Origin of the sequence: Marinobacter sp. (assembly GCF_044799475.1) — a bacterium.
GTDB lineage: Bacteria > Pseudomonadota > Gammaproteobacteria > Pseudomonadales > Oleiphilaceae > Marinobacter.
In genome coordinates, this window is the sequence record NZ_CP085217.1 from 3,417,585 (window position 1) to 3,441,210 (window position 23,626).

The window sequence follows — 23,626 nt, forward strand, 5'->3', positions numbered from 1 at the left end:
TAACTGACAGCAGAAATGGGGGTACGGCACTGCTTTTCAAGGCCTGGGACGACCGAAAAGCCAGTGGCTAATCTTCAAGAAGAAAATGCGCCCTGGCCGTGGCTATGGGTTGACGGCGGGATTTCTGCCAGGCAGTAACCATGACGTTGGCGACCCGGTTGCCCTGGCGGGTCAGATGGCATTCGGCAAAGGTTTCGCGATCGAGACCAGCACGCAGGTAGTCAAGTGAGAAGTCAACGATCTTCGGCATCCGGAAGGTGTCCTGGGACATCATCAGGTAGATGGCAGCAGAGACTTCCATGAAGCCTCCGATAACGCCACCATGGATCGCCGGCAGGATGGGGTTGCCGAGGTTCTCAGGTTTTGGCGGCAGACGGAAGATCAGGTCGTCTCCAAAGCGATCACAGTGCAGGCCGAGGTACCGGGCATAGGGAATACTTTCCAGCATGCGGGAAAAGTCACCGGTTTCCTGGGTGTGGCGGAGGATATCGGGGCTGGTCATTCCCTGCCTCCCGTTATCAGGTCTCTGTAGGACTTGGGGGTCGCCTCCCGGCCGATACGCATGAAGGTGCCAACGCAGTGGGCGACTGTGTGGCCTTCTTCCTGGTAGGCCTCACAGCGGGTGAAGACAATATTCCGGGTCATCCGGTACACCTCGGCCCGGGCGTACACGGGCAGGTCCGGTTCGGCCGGGCGCATGTAATCCATCCTCAGATCCAGAGTCGGGCAAAGTTCGAATTCCGGCAGAGCGCAGATCATGACCGAACCAGAGGTGGTGTCCATCAGGGTGGTGATGGCGCCACCGTGAATCACCCGGGTTCGAGGATCGCCAATGATTTTTTCACTGTAGGGCAGGCAGAGCGTCAGGTGGTTCTCGCCGGCGTCGGTAACGCTCAGCCCAAGTTCCCGGGCCTGGTGGAGGATGCCTATGAACCGGCGAACCCGGTCCATGCGATCGGGATCAGTCATGTATTCCGCCTGAGGGTTGATGAATTCGGATCAGGCCATTTTATCAGGTCTGAGTATTTTTTTCGGCTTTTGCCTTTGGTTCAGTTTTCGTCTGCGCATCTTCAAAGATTTTTCCGGCCCGCAGTGCTTTCAGGGCACTTGAACGGAACTCCCTGCGGTACAGGACGAACACCACCAGGGTCGAGGCGGCAATGCACAGGAGTGGATGGATAAACCAGGTAACGATGGCAAGGGCGTAATAATAAGATCTGAGGCCCAGGTTGAAGGCGTCGCCAGCCAGGTTGCAGGTGGTCGCCGCGCTCTTGGCAAAAGCCTCCCGGGCTGCGGGGGTGATTTTTGCGTCATCCGGGGGCGCTGCGCTGCCGATGAGTACAGCGACGAAGTTGTACATGCGCATGGACCAGGTGAACTTGAAAAAGGCATAGACAAAAACCAGTAGCAGGACGACCAGTCGCAGTTCCCATATTTCCCGGGTGGGCGGACTGCCAAATGGCAGGGGTTCGAATACTTTCATGACCTCCTGGGTATACCCCAGGGCGGTAATAATACCGGCAAGAATCAGCAGGCAGCTGGATGCAAAAAAGGCGCCGTTGCGCTCGAGATTCCCCACTACCGTCGCGTCTGGTATGCGGTTTTCCCGGCGCAGCATCATCCGCATCCAGTCTTCCCGGTACAGATCCAGGGTATTGGAGAGACAGGGACGTGACCTGGCCATTCGCCGGGAATACTCGCTGTAGCCAAGCCAGCACACCAGAAACCAGGCCAGGGCAATGAAATCGAGGGCGGCTGACATCAATGATGGGCATCCGGGTGGTGTTGAGAAGTTGGCGTGGAACAGATCGCAGATCATACCCGATCAAACGGGCCGGCTCCAGCCACCGACCCTCCAGAGCCCCCCGCGCCCCGGGCCATGATGCTGGTAATCGAAGCGCCGGCTTTGTGTGTTATAACATGGTCATACTCACTATCATTCACCATCACTTACAGGGAAGCTTATTGTGATTATCAGATCTGGTATGCATGGCCTGACATTTATCGCACTGCTGCTCCTGATGTCCGGGTGCACGGTCAACCCGGTGACTGGCGAAAAACAGCTCTCCCTGATACCGGAGAGTCAGGAAAAATCCATAGGGACCCAGCAATATACGCCAACTCTGCAGACCCAGGGCGGCCGCTATTATCTGGACCCGGAGCTTACGCGCTACGTCAGCGACGTAGGTCAGAAGCTGGCGGCAGTCAGTGACCGGCCAGACCTGCCCTACGAGTTTGCCGTTATCAACAGCGGCACTCCCAATGCCTGGGCACTTCCCGCGGGCAAGATTGCCATAAACCGCGGCCTGCTGACGGAACTGGATAACGAGGCGCAACTGGCCGCCGTGCTGGGCCATGAAATTGTTCACGCCGCTGCGCGTCACAGCGTGCAGCGGATGCAGCAGGGCATGCTGCTGAGCGCCGGCATGGCAGGGCTCGGCATGGCGCTTTCGGACAATGAATATGCCTCAATGATTATGGGCGGCGCGGCCCTGGGCAGCCAGATAGCCCTGGCCCAGTACAGCCAGGACCATGAGCTGGAAGCGGACCGTTACGGAATGCAGTACATGAAAGCAGCCGGCTATGATCCCCAGGCTGCTGTCGAGCTCCAGGAGATCTTTGTGCGGATGTCCGAGGGCCAGCAGAGCGGGTTTATCCAGGGCCTGTTCGCCACACATCCCCCATCCCAGGCCCGCGTTGATGCCAACCGGAGGCTGGTTCAGGAGATAGGCGCCGGTGGCAGAATCGGGCGTGATACCTATCAGAAGAGACTGGGCTATCTCGAAAAGCATCTTCCCGCTTACGAGTCCGAGGACAAGGCGATGAAGCTTGCCAAGGCCAAAAAATATGACCAGGCGCTGGGCAAAATCAACGAGGCCATCCGCATCGAGCCGGATGAGGCGCGATTTTACGCATTCCGCGGCCAGCTCCATGAGCAGAAAAACGCGACACAAAAAGCACAGGCGGATTACGACAAGGCCGTATCACTGTATCCGGAAATGTTCAGTTACCGGATTCAGCGGGGGCTTCACGAACTGGAACTGAACAATCTTGAAAAAGCGCGACAGGACCTGACTGCCGCCAACCAGGTCGTGCCTACGTCGCTGGCCTTCCTGCGGCTGGGGGACATTGCGGTACAACAGAACCGCCGGGATGACGCCATCCAGTATTACAGCCAGGCGGCCAAATCCGAGGGGGAAATTGCCAAAGAAGCCCAGCGCAAACTGGCAGCTCTGACGAAATAATTACTGCGCAGGGTAGCTGTTCCGGCCCCTGTTGCAGGAGCCGGAACCGGTCAGAGAGGCAGGCTGGCCAGTATCCGGGAGGCGGTAGTCTCCGGCTTTTCCAGCATGAAACAGTGTCCGCCCGGGGCCGTTTCCGAGGTTACGGCACCGTTACCGGATTGCCAGCGGGAAACGGACTGCGCCACGAATGGGTAGGTGCGTTCACCATGGATAACGTGGGTGGGAGTCTGCACCTTTCGAAGAGCCCTCCACAGACCTCTGGGGAAAGAACCGAACAGCTCGGATTCACGTTCTGGCAGGCACCTCAGGGTCAGGGCTCCGCTTTCCACCGGCTTCAACCCGTAACGGACATAGCTGGTCAGGCATCGATCGTCCCAACCCCGGAAGATGCCCCGCTGATGGAAATAGCCAAAGGCTTCTTTCTCGTCCTGCCAGTACGTCTGCCGCCTGCGGGCGCGGCTTGCCATGGTGTTCCTCTGCCACAGGCCGACCCTGTCCGATAGTGTCATCAACGCAATCATTGACCGGGTAAAAACCACCGGGTCCAGCAGCACCGACTGCCGGAAAAGGCCCGGAAAGCTCGCCATAATCAGCACTGTCATCACGCCGCCGAAGCTATGGCCGAGGCCGTACAAAGGCGCCTGCTGGCCCTTCGCATCTACGTATTGGGGCAGAAAGCCCTCCAGCGCCTCGTGGCAGAAGCCAGCGGTCGCATTCCAGCCCCGAAAACGACCGCCGTGGTCACTGTCGCCGTGCCCCTGGATATCGCTGATGAAAAGATCTGCGTGATCCAGCAACGGGCTCAGCAGATGTTCATAAACCAGACCCGCATAGCCATTGCCATGGATGAAATGGATTAAAGGGCGCCCGGTGGGCTGGCTTCTGAGGCCTCGCAGGGTGAAACCGGCTGAAGTGACATGGGACCAGGGCTGCAGCCTCTCTTCCAGGGTGAGCGGCCAGGCATCCTGGCCCGTTCTCTGTTGATGCTGCTCCAAGGACTGTCTCCGTAAAAGAAATCACAGGCGTTATCCTCTGACAACGGCTCCATCCAATCAATTGCATTTGCAAACCATCTCTGCCGGGGCCTTCCGGGCCAGATTTGCCCAACTGACGTAGCGACACCGTCAAGGTTCGCATTGACTTTTAGAGCAATAACTCTAAAAATCAGGATATCCCAACAACAACGGATGAATTCCATGCTAGCCAGACTCATAAAACCAATGGCCTTCCAGGCACGCCGCCTGTACGTCGAGGTGATGTTCCATGTCATGGGCCAGGCCCTTCAGGCCATTAGCGAAGTGGACGCGGAGGTGCAGTCAGAAGCCCGCGGTCTGCCCGATGGTTTCATTTTCGAGATGATGGTAATGCCGGACGGCCCGCGTCTTGTTGTCGAGCACATTGGGGGCGGCGCTTTCAGGTATCACAGTGGCGAACCCCCGCGTCCGGTAAGTGTTTCCATCCAGTTCAAACACATTGCCCACGCCTTTCTCGTTCTGTCCTTCCAGGAGAAAACATCCACAGCCTTCGCCAATGACCGCATGCTGGTAAACGGCGACGTAAGCCATGCAGTCAGGATGACCCGGATTCTGAACAGGCTGGAAGCCTTCATTCTACCCAGATTGATCGCTTCACGGGCGATCAAGGAATATCCGGAAGACCTGAAGCTGCCGACCAAGGTGATCAGCGCTGCCCGAATCTACCTGAAAGTGGCCACTCAATTTTTCGACACGGTGAGAGCATTATGAGCAACCAGTATTATGAGTTTTTCTGTCCTGTAAAAGTCATCGCTGGCAAGGCTGCGCTGGAACACATTCCCTACGAAGTGACGGGTCTGGGCTCCAGACGTCCGATGATTATCACCGACAAGGGCGTGCGGGCCGCGGGGCTGCTGGATCCGGTCGTTTCCGCCTGCGAGGAAAGCGGACTTGAAATTGCTTACATCTACGACGACGTCCCCCCGGACTCTTCCGTGGATGTGGTCCGCGACATAGTAAGCATCTATCGCAGTGAAAAATGCGATTCTATTATTGCCATTGGTGGCGGCTCCGCCATCGATACCGCCAAAGCGGTGAACATCCTGGCATCAGAGGGTGGCGACGATATCAGCAAATATGTCGGCAACGGAATCCTCAAGCGGCCCCTGAAACCTTTCCTGGTGGTGCCTACCACTTCCGGCACAGGTTCAGAAGTAACGGCAGTGGCCGTAATTGCCGACCATGAGAAATCCGTCAAGCTGCCCTTCTCGTCCTCATACCTGCTGCCCAATGCGGCCATCATTGACCCGCGCATGACCCTGACCCTGCCTCCTCACGTAACGGCAGCCACGGCTATGGACGCCATGACCCATGCTACTGAGGCCTTCACGTGTATCGCGAAAAACCCTCTCAGCGATGCTTATGCCACGGCAGCAATCAGAAAAATCAGCACCCACCTTCTGGCCGTCATGAAAAACCCGAAGGACGCCGACTCACGCCTTGAACTGGCTCAGGCCTCCACCATGGCCGGGATCGCCTTTTCCAATTCCATGGTAGGCCTCGTCCATGCACTTGGACACGCCACCGGCTCCATCTGCCATCTGCCCCATGGCCTGTGCATGAACCTGTTCCTGCCCTACGTGCTGGAGTACAACCTGGAGTCCATCCGTGAGCCCCTGGGAGAACTCCTTCTCTACCTGGACGGTCCTGAGGCTTACGCCAACACACCAGCAAGCCGGCGGGCAGAGGCATCCATAGCTTCCATCCGTCGTCTGCGCGACGCCCTGTACAAGCACTGCGAACTGCCCCGCACGCTGAAAGAAACGGGCAAGGTCGAAGAAAGCCAGCTGGACAGGATTGCAAAGGCCGCGCTGGATGATGGCTCCATCATGTTCAACCCAAAAGAAGTGAGTCTGGAAGATGCCAGAGCCGTGCTGAAACGCGCCTGGGCCTGATCCGACAGCACTGCCGTCCGATCTCCGGGCCGGACGGCAGTCCTGCCACAATCTTCCCGTTGAAAATTATCAACAAAAAGACAACAATCACGAATTAACCTTTCCACCGGAAAGCGCGGCGCTCCGCCATAAAGCTCTGCGGGATGTACCGACATCGCGAAGCCGGGATCACAGTCCTGCCGCATCGCAAACTGTCCATTGGTTTTTCCGGATCCTGAATATGAGCTCTGCCCCTCAAAACTCAGTTCCGATGATTGCCCCTCTGATTCTTGTCGTCCTGACCAGTCTGGCCAGAGCAGAAGAAGGGGGCACCCCCCAGGGCCCGGAACTTGCCGACCTTGCGGAGACTTCGAAAATTTTTCGCCTTAATGTCTCTCCAAATGGCTATCCGCCCTACATTGTCCCCTCGGACTCCGGCAACTATTCAGGAATTGTCTGGGACACTGTGTCCGAAATCGGAGAGCGCCTCGGGTATCAGGTGGTACCCCACAGGATTCCACGAAAGCGCGTGGACCAGATGCTCCTGGACGGATACATCGACGGCACCCCCCGGGCCATCGAATGGACAGCCGAGCCCGAAAAATTTCTGTTTACACAGCCAATCACGCGTATCCGGGAAGTTCTCTTTACCACCACTGAATCAGATGTCGAGTTCGAGGACCCCGGGAACCTTGAAGGCGTGACCGTCGTTACTCATCTGGGCTATCACTACCCTGCCCTGGAGCCGCTCTTTGAAACCGGAAAAGCCACCCGCTTTGACGTGACCAAAGACCAGGACCTGCTCCGGTTTCTGCTGGATGGATCTCAGTTCGATGTGGCGGTCGCCGATGAGTCCGTGGGCAGATGGATTGCCCAGGAAAACGGCTGGACTGACAGAATCAGGGCATCTGAAAGCGCCATCTCGGATTATGGTTACAGGCTGATGCTCAGAGAGAACTGGTCCGGTTTCGCCGATGCCTTTAACCGGGAGCTGAACCGGATGAAGAGCAGCGGCGAACTCGACAGGATCCACAGCCGATACCGCTGAACTCCGCCTGCGGCAGGCCGGGCACCTACTCCAGCCGGCGAAGTAAAAGCATCGGGGATACACTCAGCACCGGTTTGAGTTGCCACCGACCGAGCAGCGACAGGATCAGGGCACTGATCAGCGGAACTGTCGCAACCACATCCCAGTGCCAGCGGAAAGCCCCCTGGAACATGCGATACTGAAGAGCCCAGACGGCCACTTCCGCAGCTACCACGCCGAGTACGCCGGCGAAAAGCCCCAGCAGCGCGAATTCCAGCATGGTGCTACGCACCAGCAGAGACTGCCTGCCCCCCAGGGTCCTGAGCAACGCCCCTTCCCGCTGACGGTCCCGCAGGGTGGCGCTGACCACCGCCGCCATGACCACCAGGGCTGCCGCAAGAATCAGCGCAAGGATGGCCTCGATGGCCTGGGAAACCTGCTTCACTATTCCCTGGATACGCTCGATTACGTGGTCCAGTTCCAGCACTGAGATGGTGGGAAACCGCCTCGCAAACTCATTCAGATCCGACTTCTCATCACCTTCCAGGTAAAAACTGGTAATCCAGGTGGCCGGCATGCCTTCCAATGCGCCACCAGGCGGAAACGCCATGTAAAAATTGGGCTTCATGCTGTCCCACTGGACCGTCCGAATGCTGGTAATCGGTTCGGAAACGGTATCGGAGCCGATGGTGAAACCCAGTGTGTCGCCTACTTCAACACCCAGTTTTTCTGCAAGTTCCGCCTCGACAGAAACGCCCTCCGTCTGGGCCTCATTAAACCATTCGCCCGCCACTATACGATTATCCTCTGGCAGATCCTCCATCCATGTCAGATTGAGTTCGCGGTTCAGGGCGTTGACGTTACTGTCCTTGCTGACCACCTGACGAACCGGTTTGCCGTTAATCTCCGTCAGACGGCCACGAACCATGGGATAAAGAGTATCCGGCGGCAGATCCCGCTCCCTGAGAAACTGCTCCACATCATCCACTGCGTCCGGGGCGATGTTGATCAGAAAGTGATTGGGTGTGTCCTCAGGCAACTGCGCCTGCCAGTCTTCCAGAAGCGAAGACCGCACCAGTATCAGCGTAGTCGCCAGCATCAGGGTCATGGCAAATACGGCGATCTGGGAAAGGCTGGCCTGGCGATGGCGGTACAGCCCGATCAGCGCAAGCCGCCAGGCGTTGCCGCCGCCGGACATCTTTTTGAGACCGGCCACCAGCACCCATCCCAGCAGGACGAGAACGGCCAGAAGCGCTGCCAGACCCCCTAGCAGAGCGAGAACCAGTGAGATTTCGCGGGCATAGAGCCACACCAGCCCAAACACTGCGATCACCGCAATCGCTATGTCCAGCCAGGCTTTCTGCCCCGACTCACCCGGCTGGCTGCGCAGAACCCGCATGGCAGGAACGTCACGCAGCCGCCGGATTGGTGGCCAGGCAAAGGCAAAAAGCGAAACCACCGCCGTGGCCAGTGCCGGCGCCAGAGCCAGGACATCAATCCGGGGTTCCACTGCCCGACCCAGGGCTTCCGCCACCAGACTGGCGAGCAGCCAGAACAGTGGCAGGGACACCAACAGTCCTCCGGCCATTCCGGCCACGCCCCAGAGCGTCAGACGCCGCAGATACAGCCTGCCGATGTTGCGACTGCTTACGCCCAGGGTCTTGAGCAGAGCAACCGTGTCCCGCTGACCCAGGGCGTACTCCCGGCTGGCCACAGCCACAGCGACAGCGGCCAGCAGAACCGCAAGGCTGCCACCCAGCAGCAGAAAACGTTCTGCACGCTCCAGCGACTCGGACAGGGCCTCGCCATCGCGGATGCTTTCCCACTCATGGCTGGGCCCCAGTCTGGGCTGCAGCCAGCTGTAATAGTTGTCGAGGGCAGACTCCTCGCCGGCAAAAAGACCGACATACTCAACCCGGCTGCCCTCCCGAATCACTCCGGTGGCTGCCACATCGTCGGCGTGCATCATGATACGGGGTGCCAGCGCAGCCATGCTGAAACCCCCATCCGGCTCGCGGATCAGAAGCCCGGTAACGGTGAGCTCCTTCTCCCCCACTTCAATAGAATCTCCGACACTGATATCAAGAAGCTTGAGCAGCCGCGGGTTAAGCCACACGTTGCCCTGCTCCGGCCCCTGCTCCACCATGGCTCTTGGCGCGTCGGGGCCTTTCTGGAACTCGATTTCACCTTTCAGGGGGTAATCCCCGTCAACCGCCTTGACCGCCACCAACTGATAACTGTCGCCACCAAATACCATGGTAGAAAACTTGACCATCCGGGCAGTCTCAATACCGCGCTCACGGGCCTCCTCCCGCCACTCCGCCGGAATAGGTTCACCGTGCTCAGCCTCAAGCTGTCGGTCTGCCGCGAGAAAGGTGCTGGCAGAGGAAACCAGCGTTCGCTGCAACTGGCTGGCAAAAAGGGCAATGGTGGCTACCGTGGCCACGGCAACGATCAGTGCCGAAAGCACCACACGCACGTCGCGCTCGCGCCAGTCGCGGCCCACTGATGACAGTTTCCGGGTGGCACCGCTCATTGTACTGATTCCTCCCTCGCACCCCGTATCTGCTGGGCGGCACTGTGATGACCCGGTTCGGTCAGATTTCCCGCTTCAATGTTGAATTGCCTCGCACATCGGGATGCCAGCTGTTCATCATGGGTCACCATCACCAGAGTGGTGCCCTGCTCACGGTTAAGTGCCATCAGCAGATCCGAAATCGCCTCCCCCGTGTGATTATCCAGATTTCCCGTCGGTTCGTCGGCAAACAGAATAATCGGATCAGCAGCAAAAGCCCGGGCAATGGCCACCCGCTGCTGCTCACCGCCTGACAGCTGTCTGGGAGTATGGGTCAGGCGCTCTCCCAGACCCACCCGCTCCAGCAGCTCACGGGCCTTTTTTTCCGGTGCATCGTGACCACCGAGTTCCAGCGGCAGCATCACGTTTTCCAGAGCGCTCATGGTGGGCAATAGCTGGAATGACTGAAACACAAACCCCACACGCTGAGCCCGCAATTGGGCACGCTGGTCTTCACTGAGCCTGCTTATGGGATCACCGTCCAGCTCAACCAGCCCTTCGCTGGGAACATCCAGGCCCGCGAGCAGTCCAAGGAGGGTCGTTTTCCCGGAGCCGGAACGCCCGACGATGGCAACGGACTCCGATCGCTTGATTTCAAGGTTGACCCCTTGCAGGATCGTCAACGTATCATCACCCAGATTCACCCGGTGTGTGAGATCCTTCACCCGGAGCATGGTCTTTGCGGTTTCATATCCGCCCTTGCTGTGCTTCTGGTCTGTCACTGGCACTCCTGACTGGTTGCTTATAAAAAGATGACTATGAATACGGTATTTTCTTCGCTGAGATCAATTCTTTTTCTTTCGCTGGTGCTCTTGAGTGCTCCGACATTCGGAAGTTCCCCGACCATCCTGATCATGGGGGACAGCCTGAGTGCTGCCTATGGCGTCGAGACAGAGCGCGCCTGGGTGCCATTGCTCAAAGACAGGCTGGAAAAAACCAGCCATGACGACTGGGCGGTGATCAACGCCAGCATCAGCGGCGAGACCACTGATGGGGGGCTTCGCAGACTTCCGGACCTGCTTTCGCGACACAGTCCCGAAATCGTGATCATTGAACTGGGGGGCAATGACGGTCTGAGAGGCTTCCCGCCAGGGGTCATTGAGGACAACCTGTCCGCCATGATTGAAAAGTCCCAACAGTCGGGTGCCCGAACACTCCTGGTCGGAATGCAGTTACCGCCCAACTACGGGCAACGCTACACCCAGGCGTTTGCCGCCATCTATCCGGAGCTGGCCGAGCAACACTCGGTCGCCCTGGTGCCTTTTTTCCTTGAAGGCATCTATAACCAGGAAAAGATGATGCAGTCGGACGGAATACACCCGACCGCCGAGGCACAGTCAAAGCTGCTGGAGAACGTCTGGCCGGAGCTGGAAACGCTTCTCGAAAAAGAAAAAGCGTCTAACTGACCAGCTTGCTGAAAAACGCTGTCGCCCGGCGCTCCGACCAATAATAGCCATCGGTGGAATTTTCCACGAACCCAACGTGACCGCCCCACTTTGTCGCCTGGAGGGTGACCTGGTCGCCCAGAATGTCCAGATCATCCGGAAAACACGATGGCGACAGAAAGGGATCGTCCAGCGCGTTCACCATCAGCGCAGGCACCCGGATATCCCGTAGCCGCGACAAGGAAGAGCACCTGGACCAGTAGTCTTCCGCATCATGGAAGCCATGAAGCGGCGCTGTGTAGCGGTCGTCGAACTGACGGAATGTGCGAATGGAGTTGAAATTCCGGACATCGATCAGGTCGGGAAAGCGGCGGGACTTTTCCGCCATCTTGGCCTGCAGATCTCCCAGAAAACGTTTCATATAGATCCGTCGGCTTGGCAGGGCCAGCATTGCCGCGCTTCCCGCCAGATCGCAGGGGACCGAAAAGGTTACCGCCCCGGCAATACGGGGGTCGACCTCCCCACCCTCCTCTCCGAGATAAAGCAGTGCCAGATTCCCGCCCATGCTGAAACCGGAAAGCACCAGCGTGCCATAGCCCTCGCCTAGTGCGTGCTCAATGACCCGGGAAAGGTCGCCGGTGGCGCCACTGTGGTAGAAACGGGGCTGACGGTTCATCGTGCCGCCACAGGAGCGGAAATTCCACGCCAGCACATCCCAGCCGTCGCTCAGCAGCGCCCTTGCCATCCCGCGGATGTAAGACCTGCGACTGTTGCCTTCCAGTCCGTGACAGAGAATGGCCAGGCGGTCGCTGCCTCTGCGGTACCAGTCCAGATGCAGCTCGTCATGGTCACTGGTAGAAATCACTTCGGTTTCCGGATCTTCCAGCCGCACCTGGCGGAAGAGGGTTGGCCATACGGACTGGAGATGGCCGCTGCGAAGCCAGACTGGCGGCCTGTACTCCAGGGCGCCAGTCCTGCCCCCCAAAGGCAGCGGATGAGGCTGGCAGACGTACCTTTCCGGAACGCCCTGCCAATCCGGGGAAGCGGCTTCGGATTTTACCGGGGTCATGGAATCTGCGGTCCTCTGGTTAAATGTGACGGGATACTCCCTCTCAGTCATGCTGCCAATAATCTTTCAATTCATGGGCTTGACCGCCGTGACCAAAGTGCTTAATATTCCGGCCTCAACGATGCTGTTCCCCGATAGCTCAGTTGGTAGAGCAACGGACTGTTAATCCGTTTGTCGCTGGTTCGAGCCCAGCTCGGGGAGCCACTTATTTCAGAAAGCCGCTGCATTCAGCGGCTTTTTTTTGTGGGCGCCATCAGGTCGTATCACTCGGCAGCCAGACACACGACATCTTCCCACTGCATGAAGTTCCGCAGGCCCTGATAAAGTATGTGGCCATCGTGGACACCGACAACCTCCCGAATCGAATGCATTCCCCACTGGGGAACGCCAATATCGAGGGTGGTAACTCCCAGGTTGCCCGCGGTAACCGGACCGATGGTACTGCCACAGCCCATATCGCTTCTCACCACAAATGTCTGGCTGGGAAGACCGGATTTTTCGCTGATATGGCGATACAGCGAGGCGGAACGGCTGTTAGTGGCGTACCGCTGGTTGTGATTCACCTTGATCACCGGGCCCTGATTGAGCAGTGGACCATGGTTTTCATCATGCCTGTCGATGAAATTGGGATGCACCCCGTGAGCATTGTCTGCGGACACCATCATGGATCGGGCCATCACCCGGGCCCGATTGCCAGCGCCGCACCAGCGATCCAGCACCGACGACAGAAAGGGCCCCTGGGCGCCTTCTGCCGACACGCTGCCGACTTCCTCATGATCATTGCATACCAGCAGGGCCGGCTGGTCTCCCGAGGTGTCCACCAATGCCTGCAGTCCGATATGACAGCTCAGCAGGTTGTCCAGACGGGCGGAGGCGATGAAGTCCCCGCTCAGTCCGACCACCGCCGGCGGCTGGCTGTCGTAGAAATTCAACTCGTAACCGAGAATACGGTCCACCTGGCTCTCCGGATGTTCCTGCCCGACCCGGGACCTGATAACCTGGTCAAAGGTTGTGCCGTCGTCTTCGCCGGTCTGCATCAGAACTGGCGGCAAGTCGGTCTGGGCGTTGATCGTGCGGTTGCTGTTGGCCTCCCGATCCAGATGAATCGCAAGACTCGGAATAAAAGCCACCGGCGCCCGGAAATCGATCAGCGTGTCACGGATCCGGCCATCTTTGTCCCGGTATGTCACACGACCCGCCAGTGACAGGTCCCTGTCAAACCAGGGATTGAGCAGAACGCCGCCGTATACCTCGACGCCAATCTGCAGATATCCCTTGCGGCGCAACTCAGGATTGGGCTTCACCTTGAGACAGGGACTGTCAGTGTGAGCACCCACCATTCTCACACCCGAGGTCAACGGATCCGCCCGGCCAGTCTGGAAGGCAATCAGCGAGGAACCATTGCGGACCACGTAATAGCCCCGACCACTTTCAAGCTGCCAGTCATCCCGTTCGTCCAGGGCGGTGAACCCAGCCGCTTCAAGTCTGCGGGTCATGTGACGGACGGCATGCCAGGGCGTGGGAGACAGGGACAGAAATTCGAGAAGGCTATCGTTGAAGTCAGCGTGTTGCATAATATCCTTTACCTGGTGAGCCTCCATAACGGTGATTTCCGGAGGGCCTCGACTGATAATCAGGCTGCATTATGGCATGATGCAACCCGCTTCCATAAGGCGGTTTCATGCTCGCGACCGCCGATTCTGCACCACCCCCGACCAGAAGGAGCCTGCCTTGACCTATACCGCCCCCATTCCCCGATTCCTGGACATAGAATACTGCGAATCCGGTGACGGCATCTTTCCCACGGCCATGGCCTGGTCACTTGAGGATGGCCGCATGAAGGTTGTGGTCATCGAGCCGGATGAGGACTGGCTTCCTGAAGAGGGAGATTCAGTAGAAGTGGATGTACGCTACCTGATGGAGCAGGGAGTCCCTCTTGTTGAACTGGCCAGGGCCCTGCACGAAGATCTGCCCAATGAAACCGTCTATGTGGATGGCCTCGATCCGGACGACGAGCTGCTGGAGATGATTTTCGACGCCGTGGGCATGGAACAACCTTTTGAAACAGCCCCCGTTGCCGAACTCCTGACGGGTGTGGCCAGGTCGGATATCGAAGACGCCCGCCAGACATTGATCTTCGACGAGGGTCTTGACCCCCGGCTTCCCGAAACCGGTGTTTACGCCCTGCTCCTGCTTGCGCAACAGGCCGGCCTGGTGGAACGGGGAGAGCAGACCGATGATTTGTGACCCAGGTCGACGTAACAAACAGTTACACAGGGCAGACTTCAGCTGACTTTGTCCGCCCTACAGGGCCGGGCCCCATTGCCGACAGACGGGAATCAGATTGACAATGACCAGGTTTTACAAGCAGCTCTTTTTTGCCGCAATGATCCCCTTTCTGTCTGCCGCGTCACTGTCCTTTGGCCAGGCGCGGGAACAGTCGCAGGAAGAAAACCCCCAGAAGTACCGGGAAGATATGCACTATGTGGCAATTCTGGGCGGCATCCTGGACATGAGAAGCCTTGAGACTACGACGGTCAACGATCAGGGCAATATTACCGGAACCACAGATAACAGCCCCACTCTCACATTGGCCACCCTGGTAGTAGGCGGCCATATTTCTGAACTGTTCCATACGGAATTTCGGCTGGGGAGCGGCGTAAATGATGCTACGGAAGGGGACCTGACCCTCAGCATCGACTATTTCGCCAGCTGGTACATGGGCATCCATTACCCACTCACCGATTTCATCAATGCATACGGCCAGTTCGGTTTCACCCACCTGGAGGGAGGAGCAGATCTGGACAACCCTTCTGCCAGGCGCAATCGGGAGTTCCGGGATATTCCCAGTGACTTTCCGGAAAGCTCCTTCAGCATGAGCTGGTTGCTGGGTCTCGACCTTGAACTGGTGGACAATGCCTACCTGGTTCTGGAAGGCGGCCGCCTCTTCAAGGACACGGTCACCGATGTCAACGCTTTCCAGTTCTCTGGCGGCTTTCGCTACGAGTTCTAGCAGCGTCTGATTAACTCCCGGATCAGCTCCTGTGCCTGATGTGCCAGCAGTTATGGATACGGGGGTTACGCTGGAAGTCCCGGTCTATGGTCTGCGCGGTGACATCTTCCACCTGGAACTGGTCGGCCAGGGCTTCATCCAGCCTGAAACGGCGGAAATTGTTTGAAAAGATGAGCAGACCTCCCTCCGCCAGCCGGCCCATGGCCTGCTCAACCAGCTGCCGGTGATCCCGCTGAAGATCCAGCACGCCCTCCATTCGGGCCGAGTTGGAGAAGGTCGGCGGGTCCATGAAGATCAGATCAAATCTTTCACTGAGACTCGACCCGCTGGCCAGCCATTCCAGACAGTCACCCTGCTCCACCCTGTGAGCACGGGTATCCATGCCGTTCAGGGCAAGATTGTCCCGCGCCCACTTCACATAGGTGTTTGACATGTCCAGGCTCAGGGACGAGGAAGCCCCGCCGGCAGCCGCATGGACGGTCGCTACACCTGTGTAACAGAACAGGTTCAGAAACCGTATGCCCGCTGCGTGCTGCTGGATCCAGTGACGCACCGGCCGGTGATCCAGGAACAATCCGGTATCCAGATAATCCCTGAGATTGACCTTCAGCTTGCAGCCATATTCCTGCACCGTGAAGAATTCACCGGTGAGCGCCTGCTTTTCGTACTGACTTGTTCCCGACTGGCGCTGTCTCTGTTTGAGCACCATGGCATCCGAGGTGATATCAAGGGCTTCCGGAATGACCGCCAGCGCCTCCGCCAGACGCTCACGGGCGGAACGGGCATCCACGGTGCGGGGAGGTGCATATTCCTGCACATGAACCCGGTCGCCATAGATATCAATGGCCAGCGCAAATTCGGGCATGTCCGCGTCGTAGAGCCGGTAGCACTCGATTTCCCGCTTGCGGGCCCATTGGCCCAGGGCTTTGCGGTTCTTGCGCAGGCGATTGCGCAGCATGTCTGCCCGGTCCTGATTGAAAATTCTGGGAAATACCTCCCCGGGACCCATGACTTCCCGGGCCCGGGTTTCACTGGCAGCATCAATAGTGAACAGCAGCAGCTGAGCGGGCAGCTTGCCGTTGAAAAGCCGGTATTGTCGGTAACTGCGAAGGCCGATGGAGTGGCCGATTTCCGGAGCGCCGGTAAAGACACCAAGCCGCCAGCCAGGCAGATGGGCCTTCATCTGCTCGCCAAGACGCTGATAGAGGCCACCAAGTGATTTGCGCTCGCTCAGCCGCTCGCCATAGGGAGGATTGGTTAAAACCAGCCCTTCCTCCGCCCAGGTTGGCTCCCGGGCAAAATCCTCAATATCCCGACATTCCACATGGACCACACCCTCAAGACCTGCGCGCCGGATATTCCTCCAGGCAGTAGCGATCACGGCTGTGTCCTGATCGTAGCCGGCAAACCTGCTGCGGTTAGCGGCCCGGCCCGCTTCTGCCCTGGCACGGGCCTCGTCCAGCAGCGAGATCCAGAGTTCCTCGCGGTGTCCGAGCCAACGGGAGAACCCAAATTCTTCGCGGAACAGGCCCGGTGCCTGGTCCATCGCCATGAGGGCGGCTTCGATTACCAGGGTTCCGGAACCGCACATGGGATCCACAAAGTCCCCGCCCGCAGCAGCAATCTCTGGCCATTGCGCGCGCAGCAGCAGAGCGGCCGCGAGATTTTCCTTCAGAGGAGCGGCGCCCTGCTCTGTGCGATATCCGCGCCTGTGAAGGCTGTCCCCGCTGAGGTCTATCCCAAGCTGGACAAGCCCCCGATGCAGCCGGGCGGAAACGATGATGTCGGGATTATCCGTGTCGATAGAAGGGCGGGTACCGTCTTCCAGACGTAGCCGGTCCACAACCCCGTCCTTCACCCTCTGGGCGCCATACTGGGTATTGCGGATGGCATCATTCTGCCCCACGAAGGCCACCTTGAAACGACCGCCAACGTCAAGATGTTCTGACCAGTCAATCTCACTAACGCCCTCGTAAAGCTGGTCGCCGCTGGTAGCGTCCAGTTCAGCCAGGTGCAGGATGACCCGGTTGGCAAGCCGGGACCAGAGACAGGCGCGATAGCCCGCAGCTATCGGACCCTGGACCCAGACGCCGGCGGGGGCATTGCGCAGAAGCTCAAGGCCAAAGGACTTCATCTCATCAGCCAGCAGGTATTCGACGCCTTTTGGACAGGTTACAAAAAAAATGGGGGTCGACACGGTTAACTCCTGACCAGGGTGGATTTTGCCAGGCTGGCGGTATTACTGACCTGGTATGGTAACCGACAGCGGGTTATTTCACACAAACATAAGCAGAGCGTCATATAGATGAAATAAATAGTGTACAGGGGCCGACTTTTCGTCTTACCTTGTTAATGACGCGTCGTTTTCGGGGAAGCTTCGGTTTCCCTCACAGGATCCTGAACTGTTCTGACTGGTCAACGCAAGCGCATGGAGCCCTCGGATGGGCCAGGTTTGCAGAGATCGGCCAGGCAAGGTGTGCACACACTTGTTCTGTTCAATCCATGAAGTGAGGAACGGCATGAAAAGACAGAAAAGAGACATGAACGCTCGTGCATTCAAGCGCGGCTACCTCGCCGGAGTTTCCGGTAAATCCAAAGACAGCTGCCCGATCGATCAGGTTGAGAGCAGGCAGGAATGGCTCAGCGGGTGGCGCGAAGGCCGCACAGATCACTGGGAAGGCATGACCGGCGTTTCCGGCATTCACAAACTGGCGAATGTCACGGCGTAAACGGCTCATTCAATGTCTCGATAAATGCTGTACAGACCAGGAACAGAAAGGCGGTAAGGCGCCTTGATACAAAATTCCCATTGGCTCAAACAACACACATACGGGTTCACCCGACCCGGACCATAGCATAATACGCCACGGGGTCAGTTCCCCGCCAGGGGCCCGCCGAGCGGGCCCTTTCTTTTTCTCCTTTTGGCCCTGCCACCGCTCCGGCTTCTTCCGGCCCGCTCAGTTGTGGACTTGCCGGATTGCCCTCACGGATTCGCCAATGAGAGCAGGCCCCCGATATATGAACCCGGTATAGAGTTGAACCAGCCGAGCGCCAGCGTGGATTTTCTCGGCCGCACTTTCACCATCGGTGATGCCGCCAACACCGATGATGGGCAGTTCGTCACCAAGTTCGGCCGCAAGGCCCTGAATAACCCTGAGAGAAGGTATCCGTACCGGGCCGCCACTCAAACCACCCACTTCGCTGGCCAGCGGATGGCCCTGCACCGCCTCCCGGGAGATCGTGGTATTGGTAGCAATTACTCCGTCCATGCCCGTATTTCTCAGGGCGGCGGCAACAAAACGGATTGCATCGTCGTCCATATCGGGTGCGATCTTCACGGCAAGGGGGACATAACGGCCCTGATGCTTCGCCTGGATTGACTGTTCATCCTTGATCGCCTCCAGCAGGCGGGACAGCGAGTCCCCGAACTGTAAATTCCTCAGGCCCGGCGTGTTGGGGGAAGATACATTCACCGCAATGTAGCTGGCCCGGCCATACACGGCTGCAATACCCCGCCGGTAGTCATGTTCGGCCTCTTCCATTGGGGTAACCGCATTTTTCCCGACGTTGATCCCCAGAATACCGTCATATTTCATCCGCTCCAGCCGGGACAGCAGATGGGCAAGACCATGGTTATTGAAACCCATGCGATTGATAATGGCCTGATGCTCGGGGAGACGGAACATCCTGGGTTTTGGGTTGCCCGGTTGTGCCAGCGGCGTGACCGTTCCTACCTCAACAAAACCGAATCCAAGAGCACCCATGGCATCGACGTGTTCGGCATTCTTGTCGAGGCCTGCCGCCAGCCCTACAGGATTGGGGAACACCAGCCCCATGGCCTCAACCGGCAGCCCTGGAACAGTCGGGGCGAAAGGTGCAACAAGGCCCAGCTTCTGGCAAAGATCAAGAGTACCCAGAGCAAAATCATGCGCCTGCTCCGGAGGAAAGCGAAAAAGAAGCCTGCGAAGAAGGCCGTACATGAGTAACTCCCTGCTATCATTGACACATTATTTCATGACGCGCTGAACCGGCACGGAGTATAACGAAAGTTTTCCACAGACGCCTCTGCCCTGGACAGATGACGGCTAAATGACTGGTGCATGAAGGTGTTGTGACCTTTTCCACGGATTCTGTGGATAAGTCTGTTGAAAATGCCCGTTCACAATTTGAAACCCCTTGGGAAACAGGCCAGCCTGCGAATTGGTCAATTTTTGACCATGTTATTTTTCATGATAAAAACCAGTAACTTGAAAAGTTTCAAGGGCATCACAGGGCGAAACAATGGGCAGGCAGAGCCAGGCCTAACAAGTATTTCATATGTGTATAAATCCGCTCTGTTCCCGAAGGGGGATCATAAGCGGATCCGCCTGTCATCCAGCCAGGAATTGACCAGAAAATGACTGCAGACACTCCCGGGAAACCGACAGCGGCCCACACCCGTCTCAGCGAAAGCAGAGCGGCTGCGAAAGTCACTCTGGCTGGCATGCTCCTCGATGCCATACTTGGAGTAATCAAGTGTGTTGCCGGCACCTTCTTTCATTCCCATGCCCTTGTCGCAGATGGCATTCACTCTTTCAGTGATGTGGCGTCCGATGTTCTGGTACTGGGGGTCATGCGAGCCGCCAAGGAAGCGCCTGACCAGGGCCATCCTTATGGCCATCAGCGTTTTGAAACCATGGGCACCCTGGTTCTGGGAAGTCTGCTGATTGCCGTGGGGGCCGTTCTGGCGTGGGACAACCTGCAAAAACTGATCACGCCAGAACCGGCACCGCTCCCCGAATGGCCCGTACTCGCTGCCGCCGTAGCATCCATCATTGGCAAGGAATGGATCTATCGTTACACGCGCCGGGTAGGCCTTGCGATCCGCTCGAATCTGATTGTCGCCAATGCCTGGCACAGCCGCACCGATGCCCTGTCTTCCCTGGTGGTCCTGCTCGCCACCGGCGGAGCCATGATGGGTTACCTGTGGCTGGATGTGCTGGCCGCTGTGGCCATTGCAGCGTTCGTAGGGTACATCGGCTGGCAGTTTACCTGGTCCAGCGTCAAGGAGCTTGTGGACACCGCCCTGTCGCCGGAAGAGACCCAGGCAATGGCTGCGCTGGCCCGGCAAACCGAGGGCGTCCATAATGCTCATGACCTTCGGAGCCGACGCATGGGCAGCGATGTGCTGGTGGATATCCACCTGCTGGTGGACCCCAGAATCAGTGTATCGGAAGGACACCAGATCGGTATGCGTGCAGTCCGCCGTCTCCGCCAGTCCTTCCCGGACATCGCGAGCATTACCTTTCACATCGATGCGGAGAGCGACGAGGATGGCGGCCCCACCAGCACGGCCCTCCCCACACGGGAGGAAGTCCGACGGACGCTTACAGCCAGGCTCGGGGAAGGCCTGGCCGAGTGGCGACTGGGCCTGCATTACCTGGGCAACCATGTGCATGTGGAGCTCTACCTGCCGGAGCGGGAGTCTCCTGCGCTGGTGGAGGACATGAGGCAGAAACTGGCTGACCTGCCCTGGCTGGGCAGCTTCCGGGTGTGGTATCTACAGCACTGAGACCGGCGGTGGTCAGCGGCGCCTTTTCTCCTCCATGCGGCTCAGGAACTCCTGCATAACCAGAGTATAAAGCTCGCCACCCAGGAAACGGTCTTCCACATCACCGTCAATGTTGGGGTTGTCGTTGACTTCAATCACCGCCACCCGGTTGCCGGCCTGCTTTATGTCCACCCCGTACAGGCCGTTGCCTATCAGGCGGGTGGAATTCAGTGCAGCCTGAATCACGTTCCGCGGCACCTCGTAGGTAGGAAGTGTCTCGAAGCCACCGCTGTCCACCTGCTGATTGGCACCATGCTGATAGATCTGCCAGTGATCCTTCACCATGTAGTATTTGCAGGCGAAGATGGCGCGGCCACCCAGCACACCAATACGCCAGTCATATTCCGTATAGAAGTATTCCTGGGCGAGCACCAGTGCTGACTGCCTGAAGAGGGTTTTCAGCGCATCCCGCAGTTCCGTTTCATTCTCCGCCCGGAGCACCCCCCGGGAAAAGGCACCATCAGGAATCTTCACCACAGCGGGAAATCCGATCTGTTCCATCACCTGACTGGCTGAGTCCTTCTGTTCTTTCGACAGAATCAGTGTTTTTGGGGTGGGTATCCTGTTGTTTTTAAGCAGATCAGCAAGGTACACCTTGTTGGTGCAGCGCAGGATGGACACCGGATCGTCAATCACCACCATGCCTTCGGCTTCGGCCTTGCGGGCGAAGCGGTAGGTGTGATGATCGATGGCGGTGGTTTCCCGGATGAACAGGCCATCGTATTCCGGCAGCCGCATGTAATCCCGTTTGGTGATCCGCTCTACATTGATACCAAGCTTCTTGCCTGCCTTTTCAAAACAGGCAAGTGCATCACTGTCGCTGGGGGGCAACTGCTCGTCCGGGTTGACCAGCATGGCCAGATCAAACCTGTAGCGGCGACGGGAGCGCGCCTTGCGCCAGACAATACTGCTGAAACGGTCCAGGGCAGCGGCAAAGGCATCCTGTTCTTTTTCATCCAGATCCGCCGGGGACGCCGGCTTCATGGATTCGATCTGCCAGGTTTTCCGACGCTTCCTGAATACCACTTCCAGGATAGGGCTTGGAAACCGGTCAAAGAGCACCCTGGCGACCGGTTTCAGATCCGGATGCTCAGTCTGGCCGAAGTAGGTCCGGATACGCACCTTATGGGTTGCGCCCCTGTCGTCTTCGCCCGGCTTCACGGCAGCACCGGACGCCTCAAGCCATTCAATAACACTGCTTTCAAGCTCTTCCAGCTCGAGAGAAAAAAGGCCCTTCCTGCTCAGATCATTGAGTGTGGTCACCGAGGGCACGACGTTATGGCCCCTGGCTTCTGCAAGCAGCGAACAGTAATAGCCCTGGCTCAGATACCTGGCGCTCTGACACAGGTTGATAACCCGCACCCGGGCGGAAACAGGGGCAGTGAAGTGCAGGTACTGATCAAAAGTGAGTACGTCCTCGCTGGGATAATAGGGAGCCCAGTCTTTCGCCCGGTCCACAACGATCAGTAAGCGTGACATCTATGGCAGTCCTCCGTGGGTTAGTGCCTGCAGGCCAGACCCGGCCAGGGGGAGCAAATGCCTGGTCAGTCAGAAAAGCAACAATACGCCTGACCTTAGAATCGCACAATCACGTTGAAGTGCGTGATTTTACGCATGATTGGCTGCTGTTCAGAGGTCCGGGTCTCTACCATAATAGGACCCGTTTCCATTTAATCCCCCAGGGCAGACACAGCATGTCGGATTTTAGTTTCAGACTGGCGGTCATCACCGACCTCGATGCTCTGGTTGCGCTGGAAAAACAGTGTTTCACGGAAGACCGGATATCACGTCGCAGTTTTCGCCGCTTTACAGAGATGCCCCGGGACAGGCTGGTGATAGCGGAACGGGATGGCCAGCTCATGGGCTACTGCCTTGTTCTTATGCATGCCGCAACCCGGCTGGCCCGGATCTACTCCATCGCGGTATCACCGGAGGCACGCGGCCATGGCCTCGGCGAGAAGCTGATCCGGGAGGCCGAGCAGCAGGCAGTGGAAGCCGGACGCATCGTCATGCGGCTGGAGGTGCGGGAGGACAACGCCCGGGCCATCGCGCTCTATCGCCGGTTGGGTTATCGCCAGTTCGGCACCCTGCGCGACTACTACGAAGATCACGGCACGGCCCTCAGGTTCGAGCGGCGGATTCTGTTTTATGAGCGCTCCAGCAGGTTTCCCGAGATACCTTACTACCCCCAGACCACCGAGTTCTCCTGCGGCCCTGCTGCCCTGATCATGGCGATGGCCGCACTGGATCATGACCAGCCGATGACCACCCTGGAGGAACTGCGTCTGTGGCGTGAAGCAACCACCATATTCATGCTGGCGGGCCATGGCGGCTGCGGCCCCCACGGCCTTGCCCTTGCCGCCTGGAACCGGGGTTTTCAGGCGACCGCCTACATCAGCACGACAGGCGCGCTTTTCAAGGACACAGTGCGCAACGAGGACAAAAAGCGTGTGCTTGAACTGGTTCACGAAGGCTTCATGCACGATCTCGGAAAGACCGGAATTGAACTTCACCATGACCCACTGACCCCGGCTCACATGGAGGAGGCTCTGCTCAGGGGCCAGGTGCCAGTTATCCTGATCAGTACCTGGCAGCTCAACCGGAGCCGGGTCCCCCACTGGGTGACTGTCTGCGCCATGGACAGGCAGTTTGTGTACCTGCATGACCCGGAAATAGACGTCGAGGAAGGGGAAACCGTCGCCGACAAGCAGTATCTGCCCATTGACCGTCAGGTTTTTGAGCAGATGGCCCGCTATGGCAAAAACCAGCCCCTGCAGGCGGCTGTCATCGTGGGGCCGAAGCGCAACGGCTGAT

The 23,626-nt window shown here is 58.1% G+C and carries 21 protein-coding genes and 1 tRNA gene; 11 read left to right on the forward strand and 11 right to left on the reverse strand.

Annotation, left to right across the window (positions count from 1 at the left end):
- Positions 1 to 67: 67 nt before the first annotated feature.
- The 3 genes from LG327_RS15725 to LG327_RS15735 are packed head-to-tail and all read right to left on the reverse strand — an operon-like array spanning position 68 to position 1,762.
- The gene (locus LG327_RS15725) at positions 68 to 502 is read right to left on the reverse strand and encodes a PaaI family thioesterase (RefSeq protein WP_404363331.1); all 435 of its coding nucleotides are present in this window, start codon (positions 500 to 502) and stop codon (positions 68 to 70) included.
- A complete protein-coding gene (locus tag LG327_RS15730; protein WP_404363333.1) occupies positions 499 to 969 on the reverse strand; it encodes a PaaI family thioesterase in 471 nt (156 codons plus the stop codon). The genes LG327_RS15725 and LG327_RS15730 overlap by 4 nt, the downstream gene beginning before the upstream one ends.
- 43 nt (positions 970 to 1,012) lie before the next feature.
- Positions 1,013 to 1,762, reverse strand: coding sequence for a DUF599 domain-containing protein (locus LG327_RS15735; protein ID WP_404363335.1), 750 nt, complete (start codon positions 1,760 to 1,762; stop codon positions 1,013 to 1,015).
- 223 nt (positions 1,763 to 1,985) lie between these two features.
- Between LG327_RS15735 and LG327_RS15740 the strand changes: the two genes are divergently transcribed.
- Positions 1,986 to 3,245 (forward strand): M48 family metalloprotease, encoded by a 1,260-nt coding sequence (locus LG327_RS15740; protein ID WP_404369476.1) that lies wholly within the window; start codon positions 1,986 to 1,988, stop codon positions 3,243 to 3,245.
- Positions 3,246 to 3,295: 50 nt separating this feature from the next.
- Here LG327_RS15740 and LG327_RS15745 read toward each other — a convergent pair whose 3' ends face one another.
- The gene (locus LG327_RS15745) at positions 3,296 to 4,240 is read right to left on the reverse strand and encodes an alpha/beta fold hydrolase (RefSeq protein WP_404363336.1); all 945 of its coding nucleotides are present in this window, start codon (positions 4,238 to 4,240) and stop codon (positions 3,296 to 3,298) included.
- 201 nt (positions 4,241 to 4,441) lie between these two features.
- Here LG327_RS15745 and LG327_RS15750 point away from each other — a divergent pair, with 201 nt between their 5' ends.
- The 3 genes from LG327_RS15750 (at position 4,442) to LG327_RS15760 (ending at position 7,201) form a co-directional block, all read left to right on the forward strand.
- Positions 4,442 to 4,990 (forward strand): hypothetical protein, encoded by a 549-nt coding sequence (locus LG327_RS15750; protein WP_404363338.1) that lies wholly within the window; start codon positions 4,442 to 4,444, stop codon positions 4,988 to 4,990.
- On the forward strand, positions 4,987 to 6,174 hold the full coding sequence (locus LG327_RS15755) for an iron-containing alcohol dehydrogenase (protein ID WP_404363340.1): 1,188 nt from the start codon (positions 4,987 to 4,989) through the stop codon (positions 6,172 to 6,174). Before LG327_RS15750 ends, LG327_RS15755 begins: the two co-directional genes overlap by 4 nt.
- A 220-nt stretch (positions 6,175 to 6,394) precedes the next feature.
- The gene (locus LG327_RS15760) at positions 6,395 to 7,201 is read left to right on the forward strand and encodes a substrate-binding periplasmic protein (RefSeq protein ID WP_404363342.1); all 807 of its coding nucleotides are present in this window, start codon (positions 6,395 to 6,397) and stop codon (positions 7,199 to 7,201) included.
- Positions 7,202 to 7,226: 25 nt separating this feature from the next.
- Here the strand turns inward: LG327_RS15760 and LG327_RS15765 are convergent, their stop codons facing one another.
- Together LG327_RS15765 and LG327_RS15770 are read right to left on the reverse strand one after the other, a co-directional pair.
- A complete protein-coding gene (locus LG327_RS15765; RefSeq protein ID WP_404363344.1) occupies positions 7,227 to 9,716 on the reverse strand; it encodes an ABC transporter permease in 2,490 nt (829 codons plus the stop codon).
- The gene (locus tag LG327_RS15770; RefSeq protein ID WP_404369479.1) at positions 9,713 to 10,429 is read right to left on the reverse strand and encodes an ABC transporter ATP-binding protein; all 717 of its coding nucleotides are present in this window, start codon (positions 10,427 to 10,429) and stop codon (positions 9,713 to 9,715) included. Before LG327_RS15770 ends, LG327_RS15765 begins: the two co-directional genes overlap by 4 nt.
- Before the next feature lie 78 nt (positions 10,430 to 10,507).
- On the opposite strand from LG327_RS15770, the gene LG327_RS15775 reads away from it, so the two are divergent.
- A complete protein-coding gene (locus LG327_RS15775) occupies positions 10,508 to 11,161 on the forward strand; it encodes an arylesterase (RefSeq protein ID WP_404363346.1) in 654 nt (217 codons plus the stop codon).
- Here the strand turns inward: LG327_RS15775 and LG327_RS15780 are convergent.
- Complete coding sequence (locus LG327_RS15780; protein ID WP_404363348.1) at positions 11,154 to 12,209, reverse strand: YheT family hydrolase; 1,056 nt, start codon at positions 12,207 to 12,209, stop codon at positions 11,154 to 11,156. The two genes, LG327_RS15775 and LG327_RS15780, sit on opposite strands and share 8 nt — an antisense overlap.
- Positions 12,210 to 12,337: 128 nt before the next feature.
- On the opposite strand from LG327_RS15780, the gene LG327_RS15785 reads away from it, so the two are divergent.
- Positions 12,338 to 12,413: transfer RNA gene (locus LG327_RS15785), tRNA-Asn, on the forward strand.
- 59 nt (positions 12,414 to 12,472) lie between these two features.
- Here the strand turns inward: LG327_RS15785 and LG327_RS15790 are convergent.
- A complete protein-coding gene (locus LG327_RS15790; RefSeq protein WP_404363349.1) occupies positions 12,473 to 13,783 on the reverse strand; it encodes a M18 family aminopeptidase in 1,311 nt (436 codons plus the stop codon).
- 157 nt (positions 13,784 to 13,940) lie between these two features.
- On the opposite strand from LG327_RS15790, the gene LG327_RS15795 reads away from it, so the two are divergent.
- Both LG327_RS15795 and LG327_RS15800 read left to right on the forward strand, forming a co-directional pair.
- Positions 13,941 to 14,456 (forward strand): hypothetical protein, encoded by a 516-nt coding sequence (locus tag LG327_RS15795; protein WP_404363351.1) that lies wholly within the window; start codon positions 13,941 to 13,943, stop codon positions 14,454 to 14,456.
- Positions 14,457 to 14,559: 103 nt separating this feature from the next.
- Entirely contained in the window at positions 14,560 to 15,222 is a 663-nt protein-coding gene (locus tag LG327_RS15800; RefSeq protein WP_404363353.1) for an outer membrane beta-barrel protein, read from the forward strand.
- Positions 15,223 to 15,244: 22 nt separating this feature from the next.
- Here LG327_RS15800 and rlmKL read toward each other — a convergent pair whose 3' ends face one another.
- Positions 15,245 to 17,419 (reverse strand): bifunctional 23S rRNA (guanine(2069)-N(7))-methyltransferase RlmK/23S rRNA (guanine(2445)-N(2))-methyltransferase RlmL, encoded by a 2,175-nt coding sequence (gene rlmKL / locus LG327_RS15805; RefSeq protein WP_404363355.1) that lies wholly within the window; start codon positions 17,417 to 17,419, stop codon positions 15,245 to 15,247.
- 322 nt (positions 17,420 to 17,741) lie between these two features.
- Between rlmKL and rmf the strand changes: the two genes are divergently transcribed.
- Positions 17,742 to 17,951, forward strand: a complete 210-nt coding sequence (gene rmf / locus LG327_RS15810) for a ribosome modulation factor (RefSeq protein WP_404363357.1) — start codon at positions 17,742 to 17,744, stop codon at positions 17,949 to 17,951.
- Between the two features lie 228 nt (positions 17,952 to 18,179).
- Here rmf and LG327_RS15815 read toward each other — a convergent pair whose 3' ends face one another.
- Positions 18,180 to 19,202 carry a quinone-dependent dihydroorotate dehydrogenase gene (locus tag LG327_RS15815; RefSeq protein WP_404363359.1) on the reverse strand — a complete coding sequence of 341 codons (1,023 nt, stop codon included), beginning with the start codon at positions 19,200 to 19,202 and terminating at the stop codon, positions 18,180 to 18,182.
- Positions 19,203 to 19,618: 416 nt separating this feature from the next.
- On the opposite strand from LG327_RS15815, the gene LG327_RS15820 reads away from it, so the two are divergent.
- Positions 19,619 to 20,773, forward strand: a complete 1,155-nt coding sequence (locus LG327_RS15820; RefSeq protein ID WP_404363360.1) for a cation diffusion facilitator family transporter — start codon at positions 19,619 to 19,621, stop codon at positions 20,771 to 20,773.
- A 12-nt stretch (positions 20,774 to 20,785) separates the two neighbouring features.
- Here LG327_RS15820 and LG327_RS15825 read toward each other — a convergent pair whose 3' ends face one another.
- Positions 20,786 to 22,291: a RimK family protein gene (locus LG327_RS15825; RefSeq protein WP_404363362.1), complete on the reverse strand. Its 1,506-nt coding sequence runs from the start codon at positions 22,289 to 22,291 to the stop codon at positions 20,786 to 20,788.
- 215 nt (positions 22,292 to 22,506) lie between these two features.
- Here LG327_RS15825 and rimI point away from each other — a divergent pair, with 215 nt between their 5' ends.
- On the forward strand, positions 22,507 to 23,625 hold the full coding sequence (rimI, locus tag LG327_RS15830) for a ribosomal protein S18-alanine N-acetyltransferase (RefSeq protein WP_404363364.1): 1,119 nt from the start codon (positions 22,507 to 22,509) through the stop codon (positions 23,623 to 23,625).
- Position 23,626: the final 1 nt, after the last annotated feature.

Excerpts from the sequence above, each read along its gene's own strand:
- LG327_RS15790 (WP_404363349.1), bottom strand. The coding sequence starts at position 13,783 with ATGCAACACGCTGACTTCAACGATAGCCTTCTCGAATTTCTGTCCCTG.
- LG327_RS15765 (WP_404363344.1), bottom strand. The coding sequence starts at position 9,716 with ATGAGCGGTGCCACCCGGAAACTGTCATCAGTGGGCCGCGACTGGCGC.
- LG327_RS15760 (WP_404363342.1), top strand. The coding sequence starts at position 6,395 with ATGAGCTCTGCCCCTCAAAACTCAGTTCCGATGATTGCCCCTCTGATT.
- LG327_RS15820 (WP_404363360.1), top strand. The coding sequence starts at position 19,619 with ATGACTGCAGACACTCCCGGGAAACCGACAGCGGCCCACACCCGTCTC.
- LG327_RS15755 (WP_404363340.1), top strand. The coding sequence starts at position 4,987 with ATGAGCAACCAGTATTATGAGTTTTTCTGTCCTGTAAAAGTCATCGCT.
- LG327_RS15800 (WP_404363353.1), top strand. The coding sequence starts at position 14,560 with ATGACCAGGTTTTACAAGCAGCTCTTTTTTGCCGCAATGATCCCCTTT.
- LG327_RS15740 (WP_404369476.1), top strand. The coding sequence starts at position 1,986 with ATGCATGGCCTGACATTTATCGCACTGCTGCTCCTGATGTCCGGGTGC.
- LG327_RS15780 (WP_404363348.1), bottom strand. The coding sequence starts at position 12,209 with ATGACCCCGGTAAAATCCGAAGCCGCTTCCCCGGATTGGCAGGGCGTT.
- rimI (WP_404363364.1), top strand. The coding sequence starts at position 22,507 with ATGTCGGATTTTAGTTTCAGACTGGCGGTCATCACCGACCTCGATGCT.
- rmf (WP_404363357.1), top strand. The coding sequence starts at position 17,742 with ATGAAAAGACAGAAAAGAGACATGAACGCTCGTGCATTCAAGCGCGGC.
- LG327_RS15750 (WP_404363338.1), top strand. The coding sequence starts at position 4,442 with ATGCTAGCCAGACTCATAAAACCAATGGCCTTCCAGGCACGCCGCCTG.
- LG327_RS15730 (WP_404363333.1), bottom strand. The coding sequence starts at position 969 with ATGACTGATCCCGATCGCATGGACCGGGTTCGCCGGTTCATAGGCATC.
- LG327_RS15770 (WP_404369479.1), bottom strand. The coding sequence starts at position 10,429 with ATGCTCCGGGTGAAGGATCTCACACACCGGGTGAATCTGGGTGATGAT.
- LG327_RS15815 (WP_404363359.1), bottom strand. The coding sequence starts at position 19,202 with ATGTACGGCCTTCTTCGCAGGCTTCTTTTTCGCTTTCCTCCGGAGCAG.
- LG327_RS15825 (WP_404363362.1), bottom strand. The coding sequence starts at position 22,291 with ATGTCACGCTTACTGATCGTTGTGGACCGGGCGAAAGACTGGGCTCCC.
- LG327_RS15725 (WP_404363331.1), bottom strand. The coding sequence starts at position 502 with ATGACCAGCCCCGATATCCTCCGCCACACCCAGGAAACCGGTGACTTT.
- LG327_RS15775 (WP_404363346.1), top strand. The coding sequence starts at position 10,508 with ATGACTATGAATACGGTATTTTCTTCGCTGAGATCAATTCTTTTTCTT.
- LG327_RS15735 (WP_404363335.1), bottom strand. The coding sequence starts at position 1,762 with ATGTCAGCCGCCCTCGATTTCATTGCCCTGGCCTGGTTTCTGGTGTGC.